Genomic DNA, 26,958 nt, shown 5'->3' with positions numbered 1-26,958 from the left:
TGCCCAACCGTCTCGAGGACAAAGTCGTGATAACAAAGCCATTGTTGCGCCCGCTTGCCGCCGCACTAATCTTGGGCATTGCGAGCCATGCGCCCGCGTTTGCCGCCGGCAAGATCACCTTCGTCTCGCAGGGCGGCACGTATCAGGAAGCGCAGACCAAGGCCATCCTCGACCCGGCTGCCAAGCAGTTGAACATCACGATCAACCAGGAAAGCATTCCCGACGCCTGGCCGCAAATCAAGGCGCAGGCCGCGACGGGCAAGCCGATTTGGGACGTTGTCGATACGCCAACGTCGAACTGTCTGCGCGGCGGCCGCGAAGGGCTGCTCGAAACGCTCGATTTCTCCAAGATCCCTAACGCGGCCGCGATGCCCGAGAAGTACCGCACGCCGTACTCGGTCGCGTACGAGTTCTATTCGACCGTCATCGGCTACAACAAGAAGTCGCTGAAGAAAGTGCCGCAGAGCTGGGCCGATTTCTGGAACGTCAAGGCGTTCCCCGGCACGCGCGCCTTGCGCAACGATCCGCAGACCGTGCTCGAAGCCGCGCTCCTGGCAGACGGCGTCTCGCGCGACAAGCTCTATCCGCTCGACGTCGATCGCGCGTTCAAGAAGCTGCAACAGATCAAGCCGGACGTGACGGTGTGGTGGACGTCTGGCGGACAATCGGCGCAACTGCTGCACGACGGCGAAGTCGACATGACGATGATCTGGAACGGCCGTGCGAGCGCCGTGCGCAAGGACAATCCGGATGTCGACTTCACGTTCAACGACGGCATCCTGCAGAACACGCAGTTGTGCGTGCTCAAGAACGCGCCGAATCTGCCGGAGGCGATTCGCTTCGTCAACGCGGCCGTGTCGCCCGAATTGCAGGCGAATTTGCCACTTTATATCGACTATGGTCCGGGTAATCCGGCGGCCTTCAAGACCGGCAAGATCGACCCTAAGCGTGCAAGCGAATTGCCGAGTTCGCCGGAGAATGCGGCGAAGCAGGCGCTGATGTCGGAGGATTGGTGGGCATCGGAAGCCGGTGTGCAGGCCAAAGCGCGGTGGCTCAAGTTCATGCAGTAAGCGGTTGGGCAAGGGCGTGCTCTTTTGATGCTCATATAGCCGCTTTCCTTAAGCATGCTTGACACCCCTTTGGTCCAACGTGATCGACTATCTGATACTCGGCGGCGGCTCGGCCGGCTGCGTGCTGGCCGCGCGCCTGTCCGAAGACGCGGACAAGACCGTATGCCTCGTCGAGGCCGGCCGCGACATCTCACAAGCAAACATGCCCGCCGCGGTGCGCAGCCGCTATCCGGGGCGCGCTTACCTCGACACATCGAACATCTGGCAGAAACTTCAGGCACGCATGAGCGCGTCGTCTACGGCGCCGAGGCGCTATGAACAAGCGCGCCTGCTCGGTGGCGGTTCCGCGATCAACGCATTGATGGCGAACCGCGGCGCCCCTGCCGACTACGACGAATGGGAAGCGCTCGGCGCCAAAGGCTGGAGCTGGTCCGCGTGCCTGCCCTTCTTCCGCAAGCTCGAAACCGATTGCGACTTCGGCGGCGAGTTGCACGGCACGGCCGGCCCAGTGCGCGTCCAGCGCGCCGCCTGGGAGCGCATCTCGCCGTTCGTGCGCGCGGTGCTCGGTACACTCGACGCGCGCGGCCACGTCCGCCGTGATGATCAGAACGGTCCGTGGGAAGACGGCACGTTCATCGGATCGATCGCGGTGAGCGAAGCGGGCGAGCGCATCCCAACTTCTGTCTGCTATCTCGACGATACCGTGCGCAAGCGCCCCAACCTGACGATTCGCACGGGGCGCGTTGTCGAGCGCGTGTTGTTCGAGGGCAAGCGCGCGGTGGGCGCGAGTGTCATCGGCGGGGATGGCGCGCGTGAGTTACTGCGCGCCGCGCGTGTGATCGTCTGCGCGGGCGCGATTCATAGTCCCGCGCTGCTGATGCGAAGCGGCATCGGTCCGGCTGATGATCTTGCGGCGCTAGGCATCGATGTGGTTGCGGATCGCGCGGGGGTCGGTGCCAATTTGATGGAGCATCCGTCGATTGCGGTGTCGGCGTTTCTGCCGCGCTCAGCGCGCACGCCGTTTCCCGATGAGCATCATGAGCAGGCGATCGTGCGGTTTTCGTCGGGATTGCCGGGGACCGTTCCGGGCGATATGCATGGGGCCATCCTGTCGCGCTCGGGGTGGCATTCAGTCGGCTATCGGCTGGGGACGATTTTCTTTTGGGTCAACAAGTCGTACTCGCGCGGGCGCGTCAAGCTGACATCGGCGAATCCCCACGATGAGCCCGCCGTCGACTTCAATATGCTCTCCGATTCCCGAGATATCGATCGGTTGAAACTTGCGCTGCGCTTCGGCGCCAAGACGCTTGGTGATCCGATGATGGCGGCGCATCGTGACACGCTGTTTCCGTCGAGCTATTCGCCGCGTGTGGCGAGTGTCGCGGTGCCGGGCACCTGGAATGCTTTGCAGCGCGGAGCGCTTAGCGGTCTGCTCGATATTGCCGGGCCGTTGCGTGGGTGGCTCGTGCGGCGCGTGGTGACGCAGGGTGTGACGTTGCGTGAGTTGCTTGCCGATGATGAGGCTTTGACGCAGTTCGTGACGCGTTCGGTGGGCGGCACGTGGCATCCGGTGGGGACTTGTCGCATGGGTGCCGCTGATGATCCTTTAGCGGTTTGCGATTCGCATGGCGCCGTGTATGGCGTTGAGGGGCTTAATGTGTGCGACGCGTCCTTGATGCCCACGATTCCGTGCGCCAACACGAATTTGCCTACGGTTATGGTGGCGGAGCGGATTGGGGATTTATTGCGAAGAGAGTAACCGTTAGCGACCGGTCTATCAGCATTGCCACGTTCAGAGCAACGCCAATAGACCGCTAAAGAAGCGCTAGCGCCCAAACCCCACTAAAGCCTTAACCTCCAAGAACGCCTCAAGCCCCCATTCCCCATACTCGCGTCCGTTCCCTGACTGCTTGTAACCGCCGAACGGCGCCCCTGCATCCCACGACGGGTAATTCAAATACACGCTCCCGGCCCTAAGCCGAAACCCCACCCGCCGAGCCCGCTCAGAATCCCCCGACTGAACATAAGCCGCGAGCCCAAACGGACTATCGTTAGCGATGGCTACCGCTTCATCCTCATCGCGATAAGGCATGATCGCGAGTACAGGCCCGAAGATCTCGTCACGAGCGATCGTCATCGAAGGCTTCACGTCTGCAAAAACCGTCGGTCGCACGTAGTACCCGCGCTCAAGCCCCTGCGGCCGTCCCAAGCCACCCGCCACAACCCGAGCGCCCTCGCCGATCCCGATCGCGATTAACCGCTGCACGCGCTCGAACTGCACATCGCTGACAACCGGCCCCATCGTCGTAGCGGCATGGTCGGCAGGCCCAACTCGATGCGCCTCCGCCGCCCGTCGCGCAATCTCCACGGCTTCGTCATGCCGAGCCGCGGGCACGAGCATCCGCGTCGGCGCGTTGCACGATTGTCCGCTATTGCCAAAGCACGAATTGACCCCCGCCGTCACAGCCGCTTCGAAATCGACGTCATCGAGCAGAATATTCGCCGACTTCCCGCCCAGTTCCTGATGCACGCGCTTGACTGTCGGCGCTGCCAGCTTGGCGACTTCAATACCCGCACGCGTCGAGCCAGTAAACGACACCATATCGACATCCGGATGCGCCGCAAGCGCCGCGCCGACAGTCGGCCCATCGCCGTGCACGAGATTGAACACGCCAGCCGGCACGCCAGCCGCATCTAGAATTTCGGCGAACAGCACCGCATTGAGCGGCGACACCTCGCTAGGCTTGAGCACCATTGTGCAACCCGCAGCAATCGCCGGCGCGGCCTTGCAGACGATCTGATTGATCGGCCAATTCCACGGCGTGATCAGCGCGACGACCCCGACCGGCTCATGGTTGACGAGCGTCGTGCCCTTCATCCGCCGCCATTCGAAAGTTTCGCACGTACGGATCAGTTCCTCCAGATGCCGCCGCCCGATACCCGCCTGCCAAGCATGCGCCATCGCTTTCGGCGCGCCGATCTCGCGCGAGATGATGTCGCCCATCTCGTCGTGCCGCGCGAGAAACGCATCGAGGATGCGGCGGATCAGCGCGAGGCGCTCGGCGGGCGTCGTCATCGAGAACGAGGCGAACGCGCGTTTCGCAGCGGCGACAGCGCGATCGACGTCGGCGGGCGTGCCCATCGCGACTTCGGCGAACGCTTCCTCGGTACACGGATCGACGACGGGCAAGCGCGCCGTGCCGGACGGCTCGACCCACGCGCCATCGATATAAAACTTCAGTGCGTTATTCATGCAGCAGGTATCCAGAAAGAAGGTTCAGGCGCGCGCCGCCGAAGACCGGCGGCTCACCACGACGATCATTACGAGGCACAGCGTCAGCGCAGTCAGCATCGTACTGATCGCGGCGATGGTCGGATCGATTTCGTCGCGTAGCGTGACGAACATGCGGCGCGTGAGCGTCTGGTTCGAGCCGCCGGAGATGAAGAGCGCGACCACGGTTTCATCGAGCGCCTGGATGAACACGAACACCGCGCCCGAAATCACACTCGCCTTGATCTGCGGCAGCGTCACGGTCATGAAGCTGCGAAAGCGGTTCATGCCAAGGCTGCGCGCGACCATCTCCTGCGTGCGGTCGAACGTGCGCAGATCGGCGCCGACGGAGATCAGCACATACGGCAGCCCGAGCATCGTATCGGCAACGATCAGCCCGCCGAGCGTATTCACGTATCCCGCCTGCGAATACACGAAGAACACGCCCACCGCGACGATGATGATCGGCACCATCAGCGGCAGCATCAGCAACGTGCGCAGGTAGCGCATGATCCAGTGCGTGCCGTTCTGGATCGCGTACGCGGCGGCCACGCCGAGCGGCGTCGCGATCAGTGCGGCGCATACGGACGCGGTGAGCGTCGTGCGCGCGGCGTCGATCCATGCGGGGTTGTCGAAGAACGAGTGATACCAGCGCAGCGAGTACGCGGGCGGCGGGAACGTCATGAAGCGCGTATCGGAGAACGAAAGCGGCACGACGATCAATATCGGCACCATCAGGAATACGAGGATCAGCGCGACCACGGCGCCCAGCACGATCCGTCCGAACGAGAGCTTTTTCATTTCGCGCCCAGGGTCTTTTCGAGTGGCACCACGCGGCTCGCGGCATAGAAGATCGCGAACACGCAGATCAGCAGCACGACGCTCACCGCGCTCGCCGCGCCCCAACTGTTATAGATCTCGACGTTGCGGCTGACCACCATCGACACCATGATCGACTTGCCGCCGCCCATCAGCTCGGGCGTGATGTAGAAGCCGAGGCACAGCACGAACACGAGCGTGACGCCCGCGAGCACGCCGCTCATCGAGAGCGGCAGGAATACGCGCAGGAACACGTGCAGCGGCGAGCCGCCCAGGCTCGCACCGGCTTGCGAGAGATTCGGCGGGATCTTCTGCATCGCGGAGTAGAGCGGCAGGACCATGAACGGCAGAAGGATATGCACCATCGCGATGATGGTGCCGAACTGGTTGTACGCGAGCTGCGCCGGCCGGTCGATCAGGCCCGACGCCAGCAGCGCCTTGTTCACGAGACCGGTGCGCTGAAGCAGCACGAGCCACGCGTAGGTGCGCACGAGCACGCTCGTCCAGAACGGCAGGATCACCATGCCGAGGACGAGCGCGCTCAGTTTCGGCGGCAGCGAGGCCGCGAAGTACGCGACGGGATAACCGAGTAGCAGCGTGACGACGGTCACGATGATGCTCAGCTTGAACGTCAGCAGGAAGGTGTCGAGATAGGCGCCCGTGAACATGCGCCGATAGTTCTCGAACGTGAAGCCGTCGTGCCAGATCGATTGCCACGAGAGCCACACGAGCGGCACGAGCAGCAGCACCACGATCACGAGGAGCGCCGGCGTCATGAGAAGAAGCATCGTGCGATCCTCGCGGCGCTGATAGCGAACGGAAGGATCGGACTGGGTTGCCTGCATCAGGGATGGTCCTTGGAGAATCCGCTTGGCGGTCGTCATCATGCACCCACGGCGTCGAGGAACTGATACCACGCCGCGACGAGCCTCACACCCGGCGCGCGCAGCGAATGAAACGGCACGGGCCGCAAACCGGGCGCCGCGAGCAGCGCCAGCTCGGGCGTCTCGCCGAGCGCGAGCGCCGCAGCGTGCTGACCGAGCAGGCTCGCCATCGCGACCCCCGCTCCGTTATACCCCAGACAAAACGTCGTGGCGTCATCGCTTCTGCCGACATGCGGCAGCGAATTGAACGTCATGCCCACGTAACCCGACCATCGATACTCCACGCGCACACCGGCCAGTTCCGGAAAGAGGCCGATCATCGCGCGTTGCAGCGCATCGAAGCCGGTCATCTGGCCTTCCTTGCCGAACGCGTCGCGGCCGCCGAAGAGCATGCGGCCGTCGGCCTTGCGGAACCACTTCATCATGCGCCGCGTTTCGGTGTAACTGCGGCTTTCCACCATCAGACGCGCATCGAGTTCGGCGGGCAGGCGCTCGGTCGCGATCATCGCGCTGCGAAACGGCACGAGTTCGCGCTGATATTTCGCTGTCGCCGAGGTCAGATCCGAATACGCATTCGTCGCGACGATCACCTGCTTCGCGCGCACCGTGCCGCCAGGCGTGCGCAGCGTGACGCGCGCGTCGCCAGCGGCGCGGCGCATTTCCAGAACGGGCGTCGATTCGTAGATCGGGACGCCGCGTGCCGCGATGCCATGCGCGAGTCCGCGCACGTATTCGAGCGGCAGGATCGTGCCGGCGTCCGCGCTCAGCACGCCGCCGACGAATCCCTTCGATCCCGTCTCGCGGGTCACTTCTTCGCGCGAGAGCACGGTCATCGACGTATCGCCGAGCGCCGTGCGCACCCAGTCGGCTTCGGCACAGATTGAGGCAAGCGCACGCTCCGTGTGTGCGCAACGCAGGCTGCCCGTGTGCTCGAAGCGCGCATGTTCGAGCTTGAATTCATCGACGAACGATTCGACGACGCGCACGCCATCGTGCGCGAGCCGATGCATGCGCTTCGCCGTTTCGATGCCGTGCAGCTTGTCGATCGTCGGAAACGACAGCCTGAACTTCGACGACACCACCCCGCCATTGCGCCCGCTCGCGCCCCAGCCGACGGGGTTCGCATCGAGCACCACGCACTCGACGCCGCGCTTTTGGAGCGCATACGCGGCGGCAAGCCCGGAGTAACCCGCGCCGATCACCGCAACTTCGACATCGACGTCACGCGCGAGCGGCGCGCCTTCGGGCGCGGGACCGGCCAGCGCCCGCCAGAGCGAATCGGGCTGCGGCCTCGAAGGTGTCGTCGGCGCGAGCATGCGTTCAGGCCGCGCGGGCTTCGGCTTCGACGGCGTCCGCGAGCGCGGCGAGCGTCGGGAACGTGAAGGTCGGCGTCGTGACGGCTTCGGGAACCGGCGTCGCGCCGAAGCCCTTCAGGCCCTGGCGGCGCTCGATCCAGCACGTCGAATAACCGAGTTCGGTCGCGACACCGATATCGTGATACTGGCTCTGCGCCGTATGCAGGATCTCGCCGAACTTGAATCCGAACGCTGCCTGACGGCCGCGGTTGTACGCGAAGAATTGCGGGTCGGGCTTGGCGACGCCGGTTTCGTCGCAGCAGACGGAGTCGTCGAACGGATCGCCGAGCGTGTGCGCATACGCCGACAGCGCGACGCGGTCCGCGTTCGTCATCGCGACCAGCCGATAATGCTTGCGCAGGCGCTTCAACGCCGCGACCGAATCCTCGAACGCGGGCCATTCGAGCACGTCGCGCTGGAAGGCGGCGGCCGATTGCGGATCGTCGGGGAGGCCTAGCTCCTTTGCCAGCGACAGATAAACATTCACCATTTCATGGCTAGACCGGCCGGGATACGTCGCCCGACCGCGCATGTACGGTTCGAAAATCTGGTCGTCGGTCAGGTCCTTCGCCGCCGGGCCGCCGAGGCGCCGCACGGAGGCGAGCACGCCCGCTTCGAAGTTGATCAGCGTGCCGACGACATCGAACGTCAGGACCTTGAAATCGGTGAGCTTCATGAAATCATCCTTGTACAGTTTGCTTTGAATCGGGAGAAAGAACGCCCGCGCGCGGGCAGCGGAAAAATTCAGGCGGGCACGACGATCGTGTCCTGCGGATCGAGCGCGACGCTCATCTGCGCGCCCGGTTGCGGAATGCGCCGTCGCGCATCGTGGCTGCCGGGCTGGCGCAGGCTGATCGCGGTGCCGTCGGCGAGCGCGGCGAACACGCGCAGACTCTCGCCCTGGTACAGCACCTCCGTCACGCGGCACGACAGCCGGTTCATGCCGTCGCGCGCATCGCCGCTGTCTATCACGAGCTTCTCGGTCTGCACCGCGAGCAGCAGCTTGTCGCCGCGCGGCAGCGGGTGCGCCGTGCGCAGAAGCGTGTCGCCGAGACGCACGGCGTCGTCGCCGGCACGCGTTACGTCGAGCAGCGTCGCCTCGCCGATGAAGCTCGCGACGAACGCGTCGCACGGCCGGTCATATAAGCGCTCCGGCGTGTCGATCTGCACGAGGCGGCCGTTCTTCAGCACGGCGACGCGGTCGCTCATCGTGAGCGCCTCGCGCTGGTCGTGCGTCACGTAGACGATGGTCGCGCCGAGCTTGCGATGCAGCCTTCGCAATTCGATCTGCATCGTTTCCCGCAATTGCTTGTCGAGCGCGGAGAGCGGCTCGTCCATCAGGATCAGTTGCGGCTCGAAGACCATCGCGCGGGCGAGCGCCACGCGCTGCCGCTGGCCGCCCGACAACTGGCCGATGCCGCGATGCTCATAACCCGAGAGTTCGACCATCGCGAGCGCATCGGCGACTTTCTTCGCCCATGTCGATTTCGGCTGACGCCGCGCGCGCAGCGGAAACGCGACGTTCTCGCCGACGCTCATGTGCGGAAAGAGCGCGTAGTTCTGAAACACGATGCCGATGTCGCGCTTGTGCGGCGGCGCAAATGTAATGTCGCGATCGCCGACCCACACCGCACCCGAACTCGGCTGCACGAAGCCGCCGAGAATCCCGAGCAGCGTCGTCTTGCCCGATCCGGACGGCCCGAGGAGCGACACGAACTCGCCCGGCTCGATTTCGAGCGATACGTCGTCGAGGGCGACTACGGGGCCGTAGCGCTTCGCTGCCGATCGGATCGAAACTCCTGTTTTCGCTCGTGCGTCCATTGCGTTTTGTCTCGCTGGTAAGGCTTGCGTTGGAGAAAATATAGGCCGCCATGTTTTTGGCGGCAATTCCCAAATTGTTGGATCAGGCATAACATCAGGTCATGCCCAATCTCAGAAAGAAACTGCCGAGCGCCAATGCGCTGTTCGTGTTCGAAGCCGCCGCGCGCTGCGGCAACTTCACGCGCGCCGCACAGGAACTGTATGTCAGCCAGCCCGCCGTGAGCCGCATGCTCGCACGCATGGAAGACCACCTCGGCGTGCAATTGTTCGAACGGGTGAGGGGCGGCATCGAATTGACGGAGAACGGGAAAATTCTTTATCGCAAGATTTCGGAGGGGTTCAACGGTATCGAAGGCGCGATCCGCGAGATCGAGGCGCGTGCGACGGGCGTCGAGTCGGTGACGCTCTCGGTTTCGACGGCGTTCACGACGCACTGGCTGATGCCACGCATGAGCCGGCTGAACGGCGCGTTTCCGACTGTCGATTTGCGGTTTCAGTTGATTTCGGGGCGCATCGGCGGGCCGCTCGTCGACGTCGATCTCGGCATGCGCTTCATGCGCGAGGACGAAATCGGCGAGAACAGCGTGCTCGTGATGCCCGAAACGCTGCTACCCGTGTGTAATCAGCGCTATCACGAGACGGCGGGCACGGAGGCGGCCCGCGAACACGGCGACACCGTGATCGTGATGGACGATGGCGAGCGCGGCTGGCACGACCGCTTTTCCGCTTTCGCGGCGCACGGAAGGCATGCCGCGAGCATGCTGAGCTTCAACGATTACGCGATCGTCGTGCAGGCGGCGCTGCTCGGGCAGGGCATCGCGCTCGGGTGGCTGAACGTGGTGTCGCACTGGCTGTCGGAGCGGGCGCTCGTAGCCGCGGAAGAGGAGATCGTGGTGACGAACCGGCGCTGCTGCCTAGTGTGGCCGGAGAACCGGCCGCTAAGGCCGATCGTCGCCGATGTGCGCGACTGGATCATCGAAGAAACGCGCGCGGATATGCGTACGGTGGATCGGGCGTATCCGGCGCTCGGGTTGCGCGATGCGCTTGGGGAAGCGGGGCTGGTGTTGGGGTGAGCGTTTCAGCCGGCCTTCACCGATCGCGCGCTTTGCAAAAACGAACTCGGGGTCATCCCGCAAAAGCGCTTGAAATGCCGCGCGAAATGGCTCTGGTCGAAGAAACCGACTTCCGCCGCGACGACCGATCCCGGCACGCCCGCGAGCAGGAGCGTCTGCGCGCGCCGGATGCGCACGCCGCACAGATACCGGTAAGGCGACAACCCCACCTGCTGCCGGAACACCGTCGCAAAGCGCGAGACGGACAGCGCCGAAAGCTCGGCGAGTTGCGCGAGTCGCACGGGCTCGTCGAAATGCGCTTCGATGAACGCGAGCGCGTCGTCCAGCGCGGCCGGTGATTTCGCGGGCATCATGTCGAGAGCACCGGAGTCTGCGGCGCGACGGCGAAGCGCCTGATGGAGAACGGGTCGAGCGGGATCGGCGTGCCGCCGGTATCGGCGAGTTCGGCGAGCGTCTCACCGACGCCCGGTCCGATCTGGAATCCCGAGCCGCTGAAACCGAACGCGTAGAACAAGCCATCGACTTTCGAGCTTGGGCCGATCACCGGTTCCGAATCCGGCAGATAGCTCTCGACACCGCTCCACACGCGAATCACGTTGAGCGGCGCGAGCGACGGCACGAGCCGCCGGAACTGCGCGATCTGGCCGACCGTATGTCGCGGCAAAACCGACGCGCGGCGCGTGACGGCATCGGCGGGACCGGCCGGGCCACCGCCGAGGATGATGTTGCCGCGCGGAATCTGGCGGAAGTACACGCTCTCCTCCTTGACCGACGTGTACACGCCCATCGACGACTTGAACACATACGGCACCGGCTCCGTCACGGCCATCTGCGGGCCGCGCGCTTCGAGCGGCACCGGCTCGCCGAACTGCTGCGTGAGCGCGCTCGCCCACGCGCCCGCGCAGATCACGAGCTGCGCCGCGCGATACACGTCGCCCGCCGCGCTCTCGACGCGAAAGCCGTCGCCGTCCTTCTCGACACGCACGATCTCCGTGTTCTCGACGATCCGCGCGCCCAGCCGCGCCGCCGCGCGCGCGAACGCGGGCGAAGCGAGACGCGGGTTCGCGTGGCCGTCGAACGGCGAGATCGAGGCGGCGAGCACCTCGCGTCCGAGGAAAGGAAAGCGCTCGAACATCGCCGCGCCGTGCAGGACTTCGAGGTCGAGGCCGTAGGCGCGGGCGTCCGCGGCGTAGCGGTCGAAATACTCGGCGTCGTGTTCGTGATAGCAGACGCGCGTGTGGCCCGAGGCCAGAAACTCGACGTCCTCGTGCAGCAGTTCCTTCGAACGGCGCCACGTTTCGAGTGCGCGGTTCGCCATCGCGAGTTGCGGCAATGCGCGCCCTTGCCGGCGGATGCCGCCGAAGTTGACGCCGCTCGCCTGCTGGCCCGTGAGGCCGCGTTCGAGCAGGATCACCGAACGCTTGCGACGCCGCAGGAAGAACGCCGTCGACGTGCCCATGATGCCGCCGCCGATTACGATCACATCGGCTTGTTCGCTCATTGCGCGTCCTCCACTGTCGACGAGAGTTCGGGCTTCAACCCCTTGCTTTCGTCGCATCCAGCAGCATTGCACTCGTTTTCCAGCGCCATCGGCAAAGGCTTGACCGGCGCCTGTCCGCGCAATCGTCCGACCGATGACAACGGCACGCGCGCTTCCGCCGCGATCACTTCGGCGCCTGCATGCGCGCAGAATCGCCCCTGACAGCGCCCCATGCCGACGCGTGAAAATGCCTTCGCGCGGTTGGCTTCTTGCGCACCGGTTTCGCGCACGACGCGTCGCAGTTCACCCGCCGTAATCGCTTCGCATCGGCAGACGATCGTTTCATCCGGCAACGCGGAAGCAAAACGCGCGGGCCACGGAAACGCCGCGCGCAAACCTGCGGCGAAGCGTGTTAAGCGCGCGAGTTCGGCGCGCAAGCCTTCCGCGCCTTCGGTTTTCACACCTGCGTCATTCAGTGCTGCCAGCGCCGCGAGCCGGCCCGAGCGCTCGGCGGCGTCGGCGCCGCGCACGCGCGCGCCGTCGCCTGCCAGATAGACACCCTTCACCGTGCTGCGGCCGTCTTCGTCGATATGTGGGAGCCATTGCTGCGCGGCATCGTCGAAGCGGAATTCGCAGCCGGCGAGATCAGCGAGCTGCGTCTCGGGGCGCAAGTGATAGCCGAGCGCGACGGCATCGCACGCGACTTCGAGCTTCGTGCCGCTAGCCAGCCCGACCTGAACGCCCGTCACGCCGTTCTCCGCCGAGCCCATGATTTGCGAAGGCGTCACGCCACGATGAATCGGCACGCGCGCCTTCTTCAACACGCCGATCAGCGCGACGCCCTTCTTCAACGCCGCCGGTATCGCAAGCAATCCCGGCAACGCGCGCAAACGCTGCATCGCAGTCGACGTATCGAGCACCGCCGCGACCGTCGCGCCCGCCTTTACGTACTGCGCCGCGACGAGGTACAACAGCGGTCCCGTGCCCATCAGCACCGTACGCGCGCCGATCGCGCATCCTTGCGACTTCAGCGCGACCTGCGCGCCGCCGAGGCTGTACGTTCCCGCCAGATGCCAGCCGGGCACGGGCATCAGCCGGTCAGTCGCGCCGCTGCAAATGATAAGCGCATCGAAAGCCAGTTCGCGATACCGCGTGCCGCTCACGAGATGCACACTCTTCGGTCCGATGTTCCAGACGAGCGTCTCGGGCAGATAGTCGATGCGGCTTTTCAGCGCGTCGAAGTCGCGATGCAGCGACGCCGCGCGTTCCGCCTCCGTGCCATAGAGCGCCTCATACGAACGCGAAAACCCTTCCGGCTGCCGTCGATAGATCTGCCCGCCGTCGCGCCGTCCTTCATCGATGACCGTCGGCCGCAGCCCCGCCTCGACCAGCGCCTGCGCGGCGCGCACGCCCGCCGGCCCGCCGCCGATCACGATTACGCGCGCGGCCATACGCCCTCCCCGGCCGTCGAGAGTCTTGTCACGATCGACATGCCGGGCACGACAAGCGTCGTGCAGGCGCGCACGCGCGTGCCGTCGGCGGTCCAGACCCAGCAGTCCTGGCACGCGCCCATCAGGCAGAACCCCGCGCGGCGGCCATCGCCGAATTCGGAATCGCGTAACGCGTTCTGCGATGTCAACAACGCGACCATCAGCGTGTCGCCTTCGGCAGCTTCCGCGCGCGCGCCGTCGATGGTGATCGCGAACGTCCTGCGCCCTTTTTCCGCGACGCGTACGAAACGTCCGCTCATGCGGCCACCGTATCGACGGTCTGCATCCGGTTCAGCTCCGCGATCGAGTGATGGCACAGAATCTCGGCGCCCGAAGGCAGCTTCTTCAACGACGGCGGCGTGACGTTGCACCGGCCGTCGATGCGCACCGGACAGCGCGCCCGGAAGCTGCACAACTCGGCGACGTCGTGACTTTCGCCCATCGCCGGGAGCGCCGTGCTCGCGATGAGGCGGCGCGCGTCGAGCCAGCCCGGCTGCAACGCGGGCACCGAATCGACGAGCAGGCCCGTGTACGGGTGATACGGCGGCGCGGCAAGCACGTCGCGCTGGCCCGCTTCGACGCGCTGTCCCGCGTACAGCACGATCACTTCGTCGCAGATCGCGCGCACGGTCGAAATATCGTGGCTGATGAACATGTAAGACACGCCCAGCTCGCGCCGCAGTTCCGCGAGCAATTCGAGGATCGCCGCGCCGACGACCGTATCGAGAGCGGAGGTCACTTCGTCGCAAAGAATGAGCGCGGGATCGGCGGCGAGGGCGCGCGCGAGATTCACGCGCTGCTTCTGGCCGCCCGACAACCCGCCCGGCTGGCGCTTCGCAATCGACGCGGGCAGCTTCACGAGATCGAGCAGTTCGAGCATGCGCTTTTGCGCGGCGGCGCCGGACAGCCCGTGATAGAAATTCATCGGCCGCGCGAGAATGTCGGCGATCGTGCGGCTCGGGTTCAGCGCCGTATCGGCGTTCTGGAAGACGATCTGGATGCGCCGGTATTGATCGAGCGTGCGCTTGCTCAACTGCGCCGGCAGCGGCTTGCCGTCGAGCAGCACCTCGCCGCGCGCCCGATCGACCAGACCCGCCACCACGCGCGCAAGCGTCGTCTTGCCCGAACCCGATTCGCCGATCACGCCGAGCGTACTGCCGCGCGGGATGCGCAGGCTCACGTCGTCGAGCACGCGCACGGCGGGCACGCCGTTGCGATCGATGCGTCCATAGCCCGCGCTCAGCCCGCGGATTTCGAGGAGTGGCGGCACCGCGTCCTGCTTCACCGGCGCGAGTTCCGGCTCCGGACGGCGCGTCGCGGCGAGCAATTGCTGCGTGTACGCATCGACGGGCGCATCGAGCACCTGCGCCGTCGCGCCGTTCTCGCGCACCGTCCCGCCGTTCAACACGACGATGCGGTCCGCCATCTGCGCGACCACCGCGAGATCGTGCGACACGTACACCGCCGTCGTGCCCAATTCGCGGATCACCTTCTTGAACGCGGCCAGCACTTCGATCTGCGTGGTGACGTCGAGCGCGGTCGTCGGCTCGTCGAACACAACGACGGCCGGGTCCGTAATCAGCGCCATCGCCGCCATCAGGCGCTGCAACTGCCCGCCTGACACCTGGTGCGGATAGCGCGCGCCGATCGTCTCCGGCGCGGGCAACGCGAGCGAGCGGAACAGCGCAATCGCTTTCTCGCGCGCGGCGGCGGGCGTCATCAGCTTGTGCAGGAGCGCAGGCTCGGTCACCTGGTCCATGATCGTGCGCGCCGGATTGAAACCGGCCGACGCGCTCTGCGCCACGTAAGCGACGGTGCGCGCACGCAACGCGCGGCGTCCGCGCTGATCGAGCGCGAGCACGTCCACGTCGCCGATCCGCACCGAGCCGCCCGCGATCGAGCATCCCGAGCGCGCGTGGCCGAGGAGCGAGAGCGCGATCGTCGTCTTGCCCGAACCCGACTCGCCGATCAGCGCCAGCACTTCGCCCTTCTTCACCGAGAAATCGACGCCCTTCACGATTTCGATCACCGGATCGGGCGCGGCGCCCGCGACCACGCGCAGGCCCTTCACTTCGATCATATTCATTGCGCGGCTCCCTGCCCACGGCCGCCACGGCGACGCAGGTTGTCGATCAAGAGGTTCACGCCGATGGTCAGCGTGGCGATGGCGACAGCCGGCATCAGCACGGCGGGCGCGCCTTCGGACAATCCGCCGATGTTCTCGCGCACGAGCGAGCCCCAGTCCGCGTTCGGCGGCTGCACGCCCAGGCCGAGGAACGACAGGCCGCTCAGCAGCAGCACGATGAAGACGAAGCGCAGGCCGAAGTCGGCGAGCATCGGATGGATCATGTTCGGCAGCACTTCGACGCGCGCGATGTAGAACAACCCCTCGCCGCGCGCCCGCGCCACCTGCACGTATTCGAGCGTCATCAGGTTGACGGCGAGCGAGCGCGAGATGCGGAACGCGCCGGGAATGTAGGCGAGCGCGGCGACCGCCGTGAGCATCGTGATCGACGAACCGAACGCCGCGATCACCACGAGCGCGAGTACCTTGCTCGGGATCGAGATGAGCGCGTCGAAGAGACGGCTCAGGATCTCGTCGACCCAGCGGCCCGACACCGCCGCGAGCAGCCCGAAGAACGTGCCGATGCAACTCGCGAGCACGGCCGCCGCGAGCGCGAGCCCGACCGTGTAGCGCGTGCCGTAGAGAATGCGGCTCAGCATGTCGCGGCCGAGGTAGTCGGTGCCGAGCGGATACGCCGAGCTGTACGAGCCGAAGATGTCGATCGAAGTCAGCGCGCCGCCTTTGTACGGCGCGACCAAAGGTCCGATGAACGCGACGACGAGCCAGAACACGACGATAACCAGCCCGATCAGGCCGAGCACCGAAAAGCGGTGAACGAGGCGCTTCAGGAGGCCGCGTTTCTCGACCGGCGGGATTTCGGGTAGCGGCTCTTGCAGCGCGGGCGAGACGTGCTGCGCGTCGTTATCGGACACGGCGTATAGCACGGTGGAGGCATGGGGTGTGGCGGGTCGGTTCATCGTTGACGCAGCCTCGGGTTGGAGACGATTTGGCACAGGTCGGCGATCAGCACGAGCGCGAGATACGCCACGCAGAACACCATCACGCAGCCCTGCACGAGCGGCATGTCGCGGTTGGTGACGGCATCGACCATCAGGCTCGCGAGCCCCGGATAGTTGAAAATCGATTCGACAATCACGACGCCGCCGAACAGATACGACAGGCTCAAGGCCACGGCATTGGCAATCGGACCAATCGTATTGGGCAGCACATGGCGCAGCACGACGCGCATCGGCGAGGCACCTTTCAGGATCGCCATCTCCACATACGACGCGTTCAGCTGATCCAGCACGGCCGCGCGCGTCATGCGCGCCATCTGCGCGACGATCACGCAGCAGAGCGTCATCACGGGCATCGCGTAGATGCGCAGCAGCCCGCCGAACGACGACACCTCCGACAGATACGACAGCGCCGGCAGCCAGCGCAACTTCACGGCGAAGATCAACACGGCGACCGTCGCGATCAGGAACTCGGGCACGGCGACGGTGGAGAGCGTGAGCACGTTCAGCGTGCGATCGAGCAGCGAGCCGCGAAACATCGCCGACGAGATGCCGATCACGAGCGCGATCGGCACGGAGACGAGCGCGGTCAGCCCGGCGAGCACGAGAGAATTCGGCAGACGCGTGGCGATCAGTTCGCTGACGGGCAGATTGTTGGACAGCGACGTGCCGAAATTACCGCTCACGATATGAACGAGCCACTGGAAGTAGCGTTGCAGCGCGGGCTGGTCGAGCCCGAACTGGTGGCGCAGCGCCGCGACGGCCTCGGGCGTGGCCGCCTGGCCGAGCGCCTGTTGCGCGGCGTCGCCCGGAAGCAGGCCGGTGATCGCGAACACGACCGCCGACACCAGCAGCAGCGTGAGCAGCGCGAGGCCGAGGCGCGCGGCGATGAGTCGTTGCGCGTGTGCTTTCATCGGAAACGCCTCCTGGGTTGAGACCGCGCGCCGCGAAAGCGCGGCGCGCGCTGTGACGAAAACGGCCTCAGGCTTCGAGCCAGACGTTCTCCGCGAACGCGAAGCCCATCAGGCCCGCGAGCGGCACCGAGCCGAGACCCTTGAGCTTGCTCGTGTAGGCATCGAGCGAGCTCTGGAACAGCGGAATGCCGATACCGCCCGACTGGTTCACCAGCACCTGCATGTCGCCGTAGATCTTCTTGCGCTTGGCGTCGTCCGGTTCGCCGCGCGCCGCGATCAGCATCTGGTCGAACTGCGGGCTCTTCCAGTTGGCTTCGTTCCACGGTGCGTCGGACTTGAAGAACTGCGTGAAGATCACGTCCGCGCTCGGGCGGCCGTTCACCGACCCGAAGCCGAGCGGATGCTTCATCCAGTGATTCGACCAGTAGCCGTCGGCGGGCACGCGCGTCACTTTCAGGTTAAGACCCGCTTGCGGCGCGACCTGTTGCAGCAGCATCGCCATTTCGACCGAGCCGTCCGCTGCGGGCGATGCCACGATCTCCACCGGCGCGCTGCCGAGCTTCGCCTTCTGGAAGTGGAACTTGGCCTTCTCCGGATCGAAAGCGCGTTGCGGGAGGCCCGCCATGTAGTACTTGTTGGTCGGATCGATCGGCTGGTCGTTGCCAATCGCACCGTAGCCGCGGAACACCGCCCGGCGGATCTGCTCGCGATCCATCAGGTACATCATGCCGCGGCGGAAATCGTCGCTGCCGGTGATCCCGCCTTCGTCGCGCACGATGAGGTCGGTGTACGTCCCGGTCTTCGTTTCCAGCACGCCGAAGCCCGGCGTGCCCTTGATGCGTTCCGTCGAGCGCGCGCTCACCGCGTTGATCAGCTGCACATCGCCGGAAAGCAGCGCGTTCACACGCGCCGGTTCGTCGCCGATGCCGATCAGTTCGATCTCGTCGATATACGGCTTGCCCGGCTTCCAGTACTTCTCGTTGCGAACACCGACCGTGCGCACGCCCGGCGAGAATTCCTTCACCTTGTACGGGCCCGTGCCGACCGCCGTCTTGAAGTCCTTCGTGCCGTCCTTGATGATCAGGAAGTGCGAGGTCGCGAGGATCACCGGCAGGTCGGCGTTCGCGCCTTCGAGCGTGATCGTCACTTCGTTCGGGCCGGTGGCCTTCACGTCCTTGATCTGGTCGGCGAGCGTCTTCGCCTTCGATGCCGTCGCCGGGTCCTTGTGGCGCATGATCGAGTAGACGACGTCGGTGGGCGTGAGCGACTTGCCGTCGTGGAACTGCACGCCGCTCTTCAGCTTCACGATCCATACGGTCGCGTCCTTCGTTTCGAGCGATTCCGCGAGCCCCATGCGCGCGCCGAGATGCGAGTCGAGTTCGGTCAGGCCGTTGTAGAACATGTTGGCGCGCACATAGTCCGTGCCGAGTGCGCCCTTCGCGGGATCGAGCGTATCGGCGGCGGAGGCCGACTGCGTCGCCACGCGGATCTTGCCGCCCTGCTTCGGCTTCGCCTGCTGGGCGAATGCACCGCCGCTCGCGGTGAGAAGGCCCGCGCCCGTCATCGACATCAGACCGCCAGCGGCCATCGCGCGCAGGACGTCGCGCCGCGAGGCGCCGCGTCGAGTCAGCTCGTCGAGCCGGATGCCAGCGTTGGCGACTGCGTCAAGCGATTTGTCCTTGGTCATGAAACTTCTCCGCGTGAGGGGTGCTATGGGTTTTATGTAATCTGTTTCTGTTTCAATAAAAGACGTCTTTGATGCGGTAGTACGTGCCGACGAGCGGGAGGAACCACGGCTTGCCCGTGTGCCCCGGAATCGCGGGCCAGTCGAATTCGCGCCACGGATTCGCGTCCGCGTTGCCGCCGATCACATCGGCCATCACCTGGCCCATGTGCGTCGCCATCTGCGTGCCGTGGCCGCTGTAGCCCATCGAGAAATAGATGCCGTCGTGCTGGCCGGCGCGCGGGAGGCGGTCGGCGGTGATATCGACGAGACCGCCCCAGCAATAGTCGATGCACGCATCGCTCAACGTCGGGAACATCGCGGCGAGGTTTTCCTGCAGGATGCGGCCGCTCTTCGCATCGGAAGGCTGTTCCGATGCCGTGAAGCGCGCGCGTCCGCCCATGAGAAGCCGCGAATCGGGCGTCACGCGGAAGTAGTTGTGCATCAGGCGGCTCGTCGTGTACGAGCGGCGCTGCGGCAACAGGCGCGTGAGTTCGGCGGCCGGAAGCGGCTCCGTCACAACGATGAACGAGCCCACCGGCGCGAGCCTTCTGCGATACCAGCCGAACGGGCCATGCCGCGAAGGACCTGTCGCGACCAGCACTTGTTTCGCGCGCAGTTCGCCGCGCGCGGAGGCGATGCGGTACGCGCCGCCGTCCTTTTCGATCGACGAAACGGATGCGTTTTCAAAGAGCCGCGCGCCGTTGCGCGCCGCTGAATTGGCGAGGCCCACGGCGAACTTGCCCATGTGCATCTGGCCGCCATGTTTTTGCAGCAGGCCGCCGTAGAAGGCGTCCGACTGCACTTCGCTGCGAATCCGGTCACGGCCGATGATATCGATGTCGGCGTCGACTTCGCGGCGGATCAGCTCCGCCGTCTTTTCCAGGTGTTCGAGGTGATGCGGCTTCGCGGCGAGCTTGAGCTTGCCCGAAGCGAGATAGTCGCAATCGATCTGCTCGTCGCGAATCAGGCGCTCGACGGTCTCCACCGCCGACGCATACGCGCGATAACAGCCGCGTGCACGATCGGCGCCGAGTTGCGCGTAGAGCGCCACGTAGTCTTGCGCCACGCCCGTGTTGCACTGCCCGCCGTTGCGGCCCGACGCGCCGCCGCCCATGCGGCCCGCGTCGAGCACGGCCACCGACGCGCCGCGTTTCGCGAGCGCCAGCGCGGCGGACAGGCCGGTGAAGCCGCCGCCGATCACGGCGACATCGACTTGGCCTTCGACCGGTCCTTCGCTCAGGAGCGAGCAGGTGGGCGCGGTGTCGAGCCAGTAGGAATCGAGCTTCATCGGGTGTCCCTGAGCGTTGGCGGGTCTTACAGGCCGAGCAGCGTCGCGAGGCCGGGGATGTCGTCGACTTCGTAGTAGTCGTAGTACGGCGTCGACGGTTCGTGGCCGCGCTTGACGAACGCCTTGTGCTTGATGCCCATGTCGTGCGCGGTCATCAGGTCGTAGCGCAGGCTCGACGACACGTGCAGCACGTCTTCCGGGTTGCAGTTCAACTGGTCGAACATGTACTCGAAGCCCTGCATGCGCGGCTTGTACGACTGCGCCTGCTGCGCCGTGAAGACCTTGTGGAACGGCGCGCCGAGCTTGTCGACGTTGCTCTGGATCTGATCGTTCGATGCATTCGACAGAATCACCAGCTTGTACTTCTTCGCGAGACGCGACAAGCCTTCCGGCACGTCCGGGTGCGGGCCCCAGGTCGGGACGGCGGTGTAATACTTTTCGGCTTCGGCTTCGTTGAACTCCACGCCCATGCGTTCGCAGGTGCGGCGCACCGAATTCACGATCACATCGCGATACGGCTTCCATGCGCCGAGCACTTCGTCGCGGCGATAGCCCGAGAAGAACGCGACGAACTTCTCCAGCTCCGCGCCCTGCAGACGGTCACCGTACATTTCGCGTGTCATGTCGGCCATGCGGAATTTGGTCAGCGTGCCGTAGCAGTCGAACGTGATGTACTTCGGCTCGAAATCGATCATGATGAAGGTCCTATCGTTGTTTTGAACCCGTCGTCGGGTTCAGTGGCGAAAACAGGAAAGCTCATTCCTGTAGAAGATTTAAACAGCGCAAAAACCGTGGGTGTCGCTGATTCGGGGCCTGCAAAGACACAAACTGTGCGTTTTGAGGGGCCTCCACAGCAGAGTCTGCGGTGGCCCTCCAACGGCGCGCCTGGGCTTACGGACGCAGGTCGATCAGCACGCTCTTGAAGCGCAGATTCGCTTCGTAAGCCTGCCGTCCGAGGTCCTTGCCGATGCCGGAGCGCTTGTAACCGCCTGTCGGGATCATGAAATCGCTGGTTCTCCCGTAGCGGTTTACCCATACGTTGCCCGCCTCGATGCCGCGCACGAGCCGCAGCGCCCGGCCGAGGTCGGCCGTATGCACGCCGGCCGCAAGGCCGTACTCGGGATGCTGCGCGAGGTCGAGCGCTTCTTCTTCGGTGTCGAAGGTTTGCAGCGTCAGGACCGGGCCGAACACTTCCTCGCGCACGGCTTCCGATTGCTGCGTGACGTTCGAGAGAATCGTGGGCGTATAGAACGCGCCGGGCGTGCCGCCGTCCGCGCGTTCGCCGCCGAAGCGCAACTGCGCGCCGCTCGCGACCGTGCGCCCGACGATCGCTTCGATACGCGCGGCCTGCGGCTCCGAGATGATCGGCGGGAGCGTCGTGCCGCGCGCCCAGGTGGCGCCGGGCTTGAGTTCCGCGAAGACGCGCTGGATGCGCAGCGCCAGATCGTCCGCGATCGACCGCTCGACGAGCAGCCGCGAGCCCGCGTTGCACACCTGCCCCGCGTTGCCCGCAATCGCCCCGGCGATGCGGCGCGCGACGTCGTCGAGACGCGGGGCATCGGCGAAAACGAGTTGCGGGCTCTTGCCGCCCAGTTCGAGCGTGACAGGCTTCGTGCCGGTCTCGGCGCACGCGGCCATGATCGCGGCGCCGGTGCGCGTCGAGCCGGTGAACGTCACCTTGCCGATGCGCGGGTGACGCACTAGCGCGTCTCCGGTCGTGCGGCCGTCGCCCTGCACCACATTGAAGATGCCCTTCGGCACGCCCGCCTCGATCGCGAGTTCCGCGAGCCGCAGGACTGAGAACGGCGTCATTTCCGACGGTTTCAGCACGACCGCGTTGCCCGCCGCGAGCGCCGGCGCGATCTTCCACGACGCCATCACCAGCGGAAAATTCCACGGAGCGATCGCGCCGATCACGCCGTACGGCTCGGCGATCGTCATGCCGAGGTGATCGTGATCGGTCGACATCACTTCGCCGCCGAGCTTGTCCGCGAATTCCGCGTAGAAGCGGATGCCTTCGGCCGTGTACGGCACGTCCCAGGCGGCGGCATCGCGCACCGGGCGGGTCGAGCCGATCGCTTCCAGCGGCGCGAGCGTCTCGACGTCGGCGGCGACGAGGTCCGCGAAACGGCGCAGGATGCGCGCCCTTTCACGCGGCGCCATGCGCGGCCAGCCGCTCGTGCGAAACGCCGTCCATGCGTTTTCCACCGCGCGGTCGATCATCGTGGCATCGGCGACGGGCACCGACGCATACACGACGCCGTCCGACGGCCGCGCCACGTCGATACGCACCGCGCCCTCGTCGACATATTCGCCACCGATGAAATGTCCACCGCGTACGACGATCTTTGCCGGATCGAAACTGTCCATTGCCTGGGTCCTTTGCAGCGTCTTTGATGACTGAAATCGTAGGCCTTCACGTGCCGCATAACTCACCGACAAAAAGCCCGATTCAGCACATCGCGCGCGTTCTCGGGGCGCCGACTGCGCGTTTTGCATCGATCTGCGGCAAGCACGGCAAACGCGGATGCGATAGAAAGATCGTCCTAGTCAACGCTGCAGTGCAATGCGAGAGTAAGGGCGTGAGTCTCTAGTCAAAGGAGGGCGGCGTGTCCGACCCAAATAACGATCAAGCCAGCAAGCAAGCGCTTTCATACAGGCCATTCACGACCGGCGACATCGCGGCCGCGCACGCGCTCACGACCGGGCTCAACTGGCCGCATCGCGCGGACGACTGGCGTTTCGTCGCCGACGCGGGCACGGGCTTCGTCGCCGAGGACGCGAGCGGCGTGATCGGCACGGCGCTCTGCTGGAAGTACGGCCGCGATACGGCCTCGCTCGGCATGGTGATCGTCGCGCCGGAGCAGCAGGGGCGCGGCATCGGACGCAAGCTGATGGAGTTGCTGCTCGAAGAACTCGGTGATCGCACCACACTCCTCCACGCGACGCCCGCCGGCAAGCCTCTATATGAAAAGCTCGGTTTTCGCGAAATCGGCACGCTGCACCAGCATCAGGGCGCCGCGTTCCATCCGCCGCTCGTTTCGCTTCCGCCCGGCGAGCGCCTGCGCCCGCTCGGCTCCAGCGATGCGCCGCGCCTGATCGAACTGGCCTCGCGTGCGAGCGGGCTGGACCGCAGCGCGATGCTGCCGTCCTTGCTCGACGTCGCGGGCGGCATCGCGCTCGATCGCGACGGCGAGCTGCTTGGCTTCGCGCTCTACCGGCGCTTCGGCCGCGGCTATGCGATCGGCCCGGTCATTGCGCCGGATTCCGACGACTCGAGCCGCGCAAAGGCGCTCATCAGCCACTGGCTCGCGTTGAACGCTGGCGTCTTCGTGCGCATCGATACCCCCGGCGACAGCGGCCTCTCGGACTGGCTCGAAGGGCTGGGCCTCGCGCGCGTCGATACCGTCGTGAAGATGGCGCGCAACGGCGCGCTCGCAGTGGATAGCGAAGTGCGGCAATTCGGCATCATCAACCAGGCGGTCTGCTAACACGATGACGTTCCTCTATAAAGCCGATCCCGCGCGCGGCGAACAATGGGCGCGGCTCTTCGCGCAGAAGGCGCCGGACCTCGGATTCCGCGTGTGGCCCGATGTCGGCGACCCGGCGGCGATCCGCTATCTCGCCGCGTGGCAGCCGCCCGAAGACCCCGTGCGCACGCTGCCGAACCTCGAAGTCGTGTTTTCGGTGGGCGCGGGCATCGACCAGTTCGATTTGTCGGGCGTGCCCGCGCATGTGCCGGTCGTCAGGATGATCGAGCCGGGCATCGTCGAGGGGATGGTCGAATACGTGACACAAGCGGTGCTCACGATTCATCGCGATCTCTTCGATTACGGTTTGCAGCAGCAACAGCGCCGGTGGCGCGAGATGCCGGTGCGCGCGGCGGCGTCGCGGCGGGTCGGCGTGCTCGGGCTCGGCGTGCTCGGCACGGCCGTGCTGGAACGCCTGCGGCTCTTCGGCTTTCCGTGCGCGGGATGGAGCCGCTCGCCGCGCACGCTCGATGGGATCGAGTGCTATGCGGGCACCGAATCGCTCGATGCGTTTCTCGCCCGCACCGATGTGCTGATCTGCCTTCTCCCCCTGACCGATGCGACGCGTGGCCTGCTGAACGCAAAGCTCTTCGCGGCGCTGCCTGAAGGCGCATCGATCGTGAACGTCGGGCGCGGGCCGCAACTGAATCAGGACGATCTGCTCGCGGCCCTCGCAAGCGGCCAGCTTCAAAACGCGGTCCTCGACGTCACCGATCCCGAACCGCTGCCCGCTTCGCATCCGCTCTGGACTCACCCGCGCGTGCGCATCACGCCGCACATCGCGAGCGCGACGCGGCCAGACACCGCTGTCGACGTCGTGCTCGACAATATTCGCCGGCATAGCGCGGGGCAGCCGATGATCGGTCAGATCGACCGGAGCCGCGGTTACTGAGTCCATTTAAGCGCGCACAGCACAAAATGCTGCGCGCGCATCGTAAAACGCGGCATCCACGCTTTTTCAGCATTTTTTTGGCGACACGGCGAGGGGCACTCACTCAGTAGTATGGAACCGTCACCAGCCCATCCCGAGACGAGAACCGACATGCCGAATCCTTCGCTCATCGAAGCCGACCGCAAGCACCTGATCCATCCGGTAGTCAGCTATCGCGCACACGAAGCGCGCGGCGTCACCGTCCTCGAATCCGCGCACGGGGTGTTCCTGCGCGACATCGACGGCAACGAACTGCTCGACGCGTTCTCCGGCCTTTGGTGCGTGAACACGGGCTACGGACACGAGAGCATCGTCAAGGCCGCGACCGAGCAGATGACGCGCCTGCCCTACGCCACCGGCTACTTCCACTTCGGCTCCGAGCCCGCGATCGAACTGGCGGCGAAGCTCGTCGAACTGTCGCCCGCTTCGCTTCAGCACGTGTACTTCACGCTCGGCGGGTCCGATGCCGTTGATTCCGCGCTGCGCTTCATCACGCACTATTTCAACGCGACGGGCCGTCCGTCGAAGAAGCACGTCATCGCGCTCGAGCGCGGCTATCACGGATCGTCGTCGGTCGGCGCGGGGTTGACCGCCCTGCCCGCGTTCCATCGCAACTTCGACTTGCCGCTTTCGACGCAGCATCACATCGCATCGCCCTACGCATACCGCAACACGTTCGCCGACGACAACGCGCTGATCGCCGCATCGGTCGCCGCGCTCGAAGCGAAGGTCGCGGCGCTCGGCGCGGAAAACGTCGCCGCGTTCTTTTGCGAGCCGATCCAGGGCTCGGGCGGCGTGATCGTGCCGCCGAAGGGCTGGCTGAAAGCGATGCGCGACGCGTGCCGCAAGCTCGACATCCTCTTCGTCGCCGATGAAGTCATCACCGGCTTCGGGCGCACCGGTCCGCTCTTCGCGTGCGAAGGCGAAGGCGTCGAGCCGGATCTGATGACGGTCGCCAAGGGCCTGACCGCCGGCTACGCGCCGATGGGCGCCGTGCTGATGTCCGACGCGGTCTACCAGGGCATCGCCGACGGCGGCGATGCCGCGGCCGCGATCGGCCACGGACACACGTATTCCGCGCATCCGGTGAGCGCGGCGATCGGCCTCGAAGTGATGCGGCTTTATCACGAAGGCGGGCTGCTCGCGAACGGCATCGCACGCGGGCCGCGCTTTGCACAAGGGCTCGATGCGCTGCTCGCGCATCCGCTCGTCGGCGATTCGCGGCATCGCGGGCTGCTCGGCGCGCTCGAACTCGTGTCGGACAAGGAGAGCAAAAAGAGCTTCGATGCGTCGCTGAAACTGTCCGAGCGGATTGCTGCGGCCGCTTATGAAAACCGCCTCGTGTTCCGCGCGTTCAACGACAACATCCTCGGCTTCGCGCCCGCGCTCTGCTACACGGAAAGCGAGTTCGACATGATGTTCGAGCGCCTCGAAAAGACCCTCGACGACGTGCTCGCCCAGCCCGACGTGCGCGCCGCACTTGGCGCGCGAGACAAGACGACGCGCGCGGCAGCGTAACAAATACCGCGTGATAAGATCGACGGACATTTTCGAGATGCCCGGGCGACACCACCAAGATGAGCAACGACTGCAAGCTTGACCGTATCGATCTGCGGATCCTTTCGCAATTGCAAAAGAAAGGCCGCATCACAAACGTCGAGCTTGCCGACGCGGTCGGGCTGTCGCCGAGTCCTTGTCTTATCCGCGTGAAGCGGCTGGAGAAGGCGGGCTATATCGTCGGATATGGCGCGCAGATTTCGCTGGAAAAACTTGGCGACGTGCAGATCGTCTTCACCGAAGTGACGCTCGCCGATCATCGTCGCGAGGACTTCATCAAGTTCGTCAACGCGATCAAGGATATCGACGAGATCGTCGAGTGCCATCTCGCGAGCGGCGGGTACGACTACCTGCTCAAGTTCGTGACGCGCAGCGTGAGCCACTATCAGAGCATCATCGAAGGACTGCTCGAGCGCGATATCGGCATCGAGAAATACTTCAGCTATGTGATCATCAAGTCGCCGTTTGTTAAGAGCCACTATCCGCTTGAGACGCTGTTTTCGGGTGGGCATCAATAAGTGGTTTTAGGCGGCTACGTGTAATTACAAAAACCCCACGGCGCATTACAAACGCGTAATAACGCACAATTTGGGATGCCTGCCGATCTTCGTCGCCGGAATGTGTACGGGCGATCGAAAACACTACTTCAGAAGTCACCGCGTAAAGAG

The 26,958-nt window shown here is 65.2% G+C and carries 24 protein-coding genes; 7 read left to right on the top strand and 17 right to left on the bottom strand.

The window, feature by feature from the left end:
• Positions 1-26 precede the first annotated feature (26 nt).
• Complete coding sequence (locus tag AWB67_RS14610; protein ID WP_200821701.1) at positions 27-1,070, top strand: ABC transporter substrate-binding protein; 1,044 nt, start codon at positions 27-29, stop codon at positions 1,068-1,070.
• A 79-nt stretch (positions 1,071-1,149) separates the two neighbouring features.
• Entirely contained in the window at positions 1,150-2,829 is a 1,680-nt protein-coding gene (locus AWB67_RS14605; protein WP_087656965.1) for a GMC family oxidoreductase, read from the top strand.
• Between the two features lie 66 nt (positions 2,830-2,895).
• On the opposite strand, the gene AWB67_RS14600 is transcribed toward AWB67_RS14605, so the two are convergent.
• From AWB67_RS14600 to AWB67_RS14575, 6 genes are all read right to left on the bottom strand, one after another.
• Positions 2,896-4,323: an aldehyde dehydrogenase family protein gene (locus AWB67_RS14600; protein ID WP_087656964.1), complete on the bottom strand. Its 1,428-nt coding sequence runs from the start codon at positions 4,321-4,323 to the stop codon at positions 2,896-2,898.
• 24 nt (positions 4,324-4,347) lie between these two features.
• Positions 4,348-5,142 carry an ABC transporter permease gene (locus AWB67_RS14595; RefSeq protein WP_087656963.1) on the bottom strand — a complete coding sequence of 265 codons (795 nt, stop codon included), beginning with the start codon at positions 5,140-5,142 and terminating at the stop codon, positions 4,348-4,350.
• Positions 5,139-6,005, bottom strand: coding sequence for an ABC transporter permease (locus AWB67_RS14590; RefSeq protein WP_235025162.1), 867 nt, complete (start codon positions 6,003-6,005; stop codon positions 5,139-5,141). Before AWB67_RS14590 ends, AWB67_RS14595 begins: the two co-directional genes overlap by 4 nt.
• A gap of 38 nt (positions 6,006-6,043) precedes the next feature.
• Positions 6,044-7,360 (bottom strand): NAD(P)/FAD-dependent oxidoreductase, encoded by a 1,317-nt coding sequence (locus tag AWB67_RS14585; RefSeq protein WP_087656961.1) that lies wholly within the window; start codon positions 7,358-7,360, stop codon positions 6,044-6,046.
• 4 nt (positions 7,361-7,364) lie between these two features.
• Positions 7,365-8,075 (bottom strand): HAD-IA family hydrolase, encoded by a 711-nt coding sequence (locus AWB67_RS14580; RefSeq protein WP_087656960.1) that lies wholly within the window; start codon positions 8,073-8,075, stop codon positions 7,365-7,367.
• A 68-nt stretch (positions 8,076-8,143) separates the two neighbouring features.
• Positions 8,144-9,220, bottom strand: a complete 1,077-nt coding sequence (locus AWB67_RS14575) for an ABC transporter ATP-binding protein (RefSeq protein WP_087656959.1) — start codon at positions 9,218-9,220, stop codon at positions 8,144-8,146.
• A 101-nt stretch (positions 9,221-9,321) separates the two neighbouring features.
• On the opposite strand from AWB67_RS14575, the gene AWB67_RS14570 reads away from it, so the two are divergent.
• Positions 9,322-10,293, top strand: coding sequence for a LysR substrate-binding domain-containing protein (locus AWB67_RS14570; RefSeq protein ID WP_087656958.1), 972 nt, complete (start codon positions 9,322-9,324; stop codon positions 10,291-10,293).
• A 5-nt stretch (positions 10,294-10,298) separates the two neighbouring features.
• On the opposite strand, the gene AWB67_RS14565 is transcribed toward AWB67_RS14570, so the two are convergent.
• From AWB67_RS14565 to AWB67_RS14515, 11 genes are all read right to left on the bottom strand, one after another.
• A complete protein-coding gene (locus tag AWB67_RS14565) occupies positions 10,299-10,643 on the bottom strand; it encodes a helix-turn-helix domain-containing protein (RefSeq protein WP_200822234.1) in 345 nt (114 codons plus the stop codon).
• Positions 10,643-11,794 carry an NAD(P)/FAD-dependent oxidoreductase gene (locus AWB67_RS14560; protein WP_087656956.1) on the bottom strand — a complete coding sequence of 384 codons (1,152 nt, stop codon included), beginning with the start codon at positions 11,792-11,794 and terminating at the stop codon, positions 10,643-10,645. The genes AWB67_RS14565 and AWB67_RS14560 overlap by 1 nt, the downstream gene beginning before the upstream one ends.
• The gene (locus tag AWB67_RS14555) at positions 11,791-13,224 is read right to left on the bottom strand and encodes an FAD/NAD(P)-dependent oxidoreductase (RefSeq protein WP_087656955.1); all 1,434 of its coding nucleotides are present in this window, start codon (positions 13,222-13,224) and stop codon (positions 11,791-11,793) included. Before AWB67_RS14555 ends, AWB67_RS14560 begins: the two co-directional genes overlap by 4 nt.
• Complete coding sequence (locus AWB67_RS14550; protein WP_087656954.1) at positions 13,209-13,523, bottom strand: (2Fe-2S)-binding protein; 315 nt, start codon at positions 13,521-13,523, stop codon at positions 13,209-13,211. The genes AWB67_RS14555 and AWB67_RS14550 overlap by 16 nt, the downstream gene beginning before the upstream one ends.
• Positions 13,520-15,349, bottom strand: coding sequence for an ABC transporter ATP-binding protein (locus tag AWB67_RS14545; RefSeq protein ID WP_087656953.1), 1,830 nt, complete (start codon positions 15,347-15,349; stop codon positions 13,520-13,522). Before AWB67_RS14545 ends, AWB67_RS14550 begins: the two co-directional genes overlap by 4 nt.
• On the bottom strand, positions 15,346-16,305 hold the full coding sequence (locus AWB67_RS14540; protein ID WP_087656952.1) for an ABC transporter permease: 960 nt from the start codon (positions 16,303-16,305) through the stop codon (positions 15,346-15,348). Before AWB67_RS14540 ends, AWB67_RS14545 begins: the two co-directional genes overlap by 4 nt.
• Positions 16,302-17,258 (bottom strand): ABC transporter permease, encoded by a 957-nt coding sequence (locus AWB67_RS14535; RefSeq protein ID WP_087656951.1) that lies wholly within the window; start codon positions 17,256-17,258, stop codon positions 16,302-16,304. The genes AWB67_RS14540 and AWB67_RS14535 overlap by 4 nt, the downstream gene beginning before the upstream one ends.
• Before the next feature lie 67 nt (positions 17,259-17,325).
• Positions 17,326-18,945, bottom strand: coding sequence for an ABC transporter substrate-binding protein (locus AWB67_RS14530; RefSeq protein ID WP_087656950.1), 1,620 nt, complete (start codon positions 18,943-18,945; stop codon positions 17,326-17,328).
• 52 nt (positions 18,946-18,997) lie between these two features.
• Positions 18,998-20,272, bottom strand: a complete 1,275-nt coding sequence (locus tag AWB67_RS14525) for an NAD(P)/FAD-dependent oxidoreductase (RefSeq protein WP_087656949.1) — start codon at positions 20,270-20,272, stop codon at positions 18,998-19,000.
• 26 nt (positions 20,273-20,298) lie between these two features.
• Complete coding sequence (locus AWB67_RS14520; RefSeq protein ID WP_087656948.1) at positions 20,299-20,967, bottom strand: haloacid dehalogenase type II; 669 nt, start codon at positions 20,965-20,967, stop codon at positions 20,299-20,301.
• A gap of 196 nt (positions 20,968-21,163) precedes the next feature.
• Positions 21,164-22,642 carry an aldehyde dehydrogenase family protein gene (locus AWB67_RS14515; RefSeq protein WP_087656947.1) on the bottom strand — a complete coding sequence of 493 codons (1,479 nt, stop codon included), beginning with the start codon at positions 22,640-22,642 and terminating at the stop codon, positions 21,164-21,166.
• Between the two features lie 239 nt (positions 22,643-22,881).
• On the opposite strand from AWB67_RS14515, the gene AWB67_RS14510 reads away from it, so the two are divergent.
• From AWB67_RS14510 to AWB67_RS14495, 4 genes are all read left to right on the top strand, one after another.
• Complete coding sequence (locus AWB67_RS14510) at positions 22,882-23,763, top strand: GNAT family N-acetyltransferase (RefSeq protein ID WP_087656946.1); 882 nt, start codon at positions 22,882-22,884, stop codon at positions 23,761-23,763.
• Positions 23,764-23,767: 4 nt separating this feature from the next.
• Positions 23,768-24,694 (top strand): 2-hydroxyacid dehydrogenase, encoded by a 927-nt coding sequence (locus AWB67_RS14505; RefSeq protein WP_087656945.1) that lies wholly within the window; start codon positions 23,768-23,770, stop codon positions 24,692-24,694.
• A 150-nt stretch (positions 24,695-24,844) separates the two neighbouring features.
• Positions 24,845-26,251: an aspartate aminotransferase family protein gene (locus tag AWB67_RS14500; protein ID WP_087656944.1), complete on the top strand. Its 1,407-nt coding sequence runs from the start codon at positions 24,845-24,847 to the stop codon at positions 26,249-26,251.
• Positions 26,252-26,310: 59 nt separating this feature from the next.
• On the top strand, positions 26,311-26,808 hold the full coding sequence (locus AWB67_RS14495; RefSeq protein WP_087656943.1) for an Lrp/AsnC family transcriptional regulator: 498 nt from the start codon (positions 26,311-26,313) through the stop codon (positions 26,806-26,808).
• Positions 26,809-26,958 lie beyond the last annotated feature (150 nt).

Origin of the sequence: Caballeronia terrestris (assembly GCF_001544515.1) — a bacterium.
Taxonomy (GTDB): domain Bacteria; phylum Pseudomonadota; class Gammaproteobacteria; order Burkholderiales; family Burkholderiaceae; genus Caballeronia; species Caballeronia terrestris.
The sequence above is the reverse complement of the archived record's forward strand: the minus strand, read 5'-3'. Positions and strand labels throughout refer to the sequence as shown.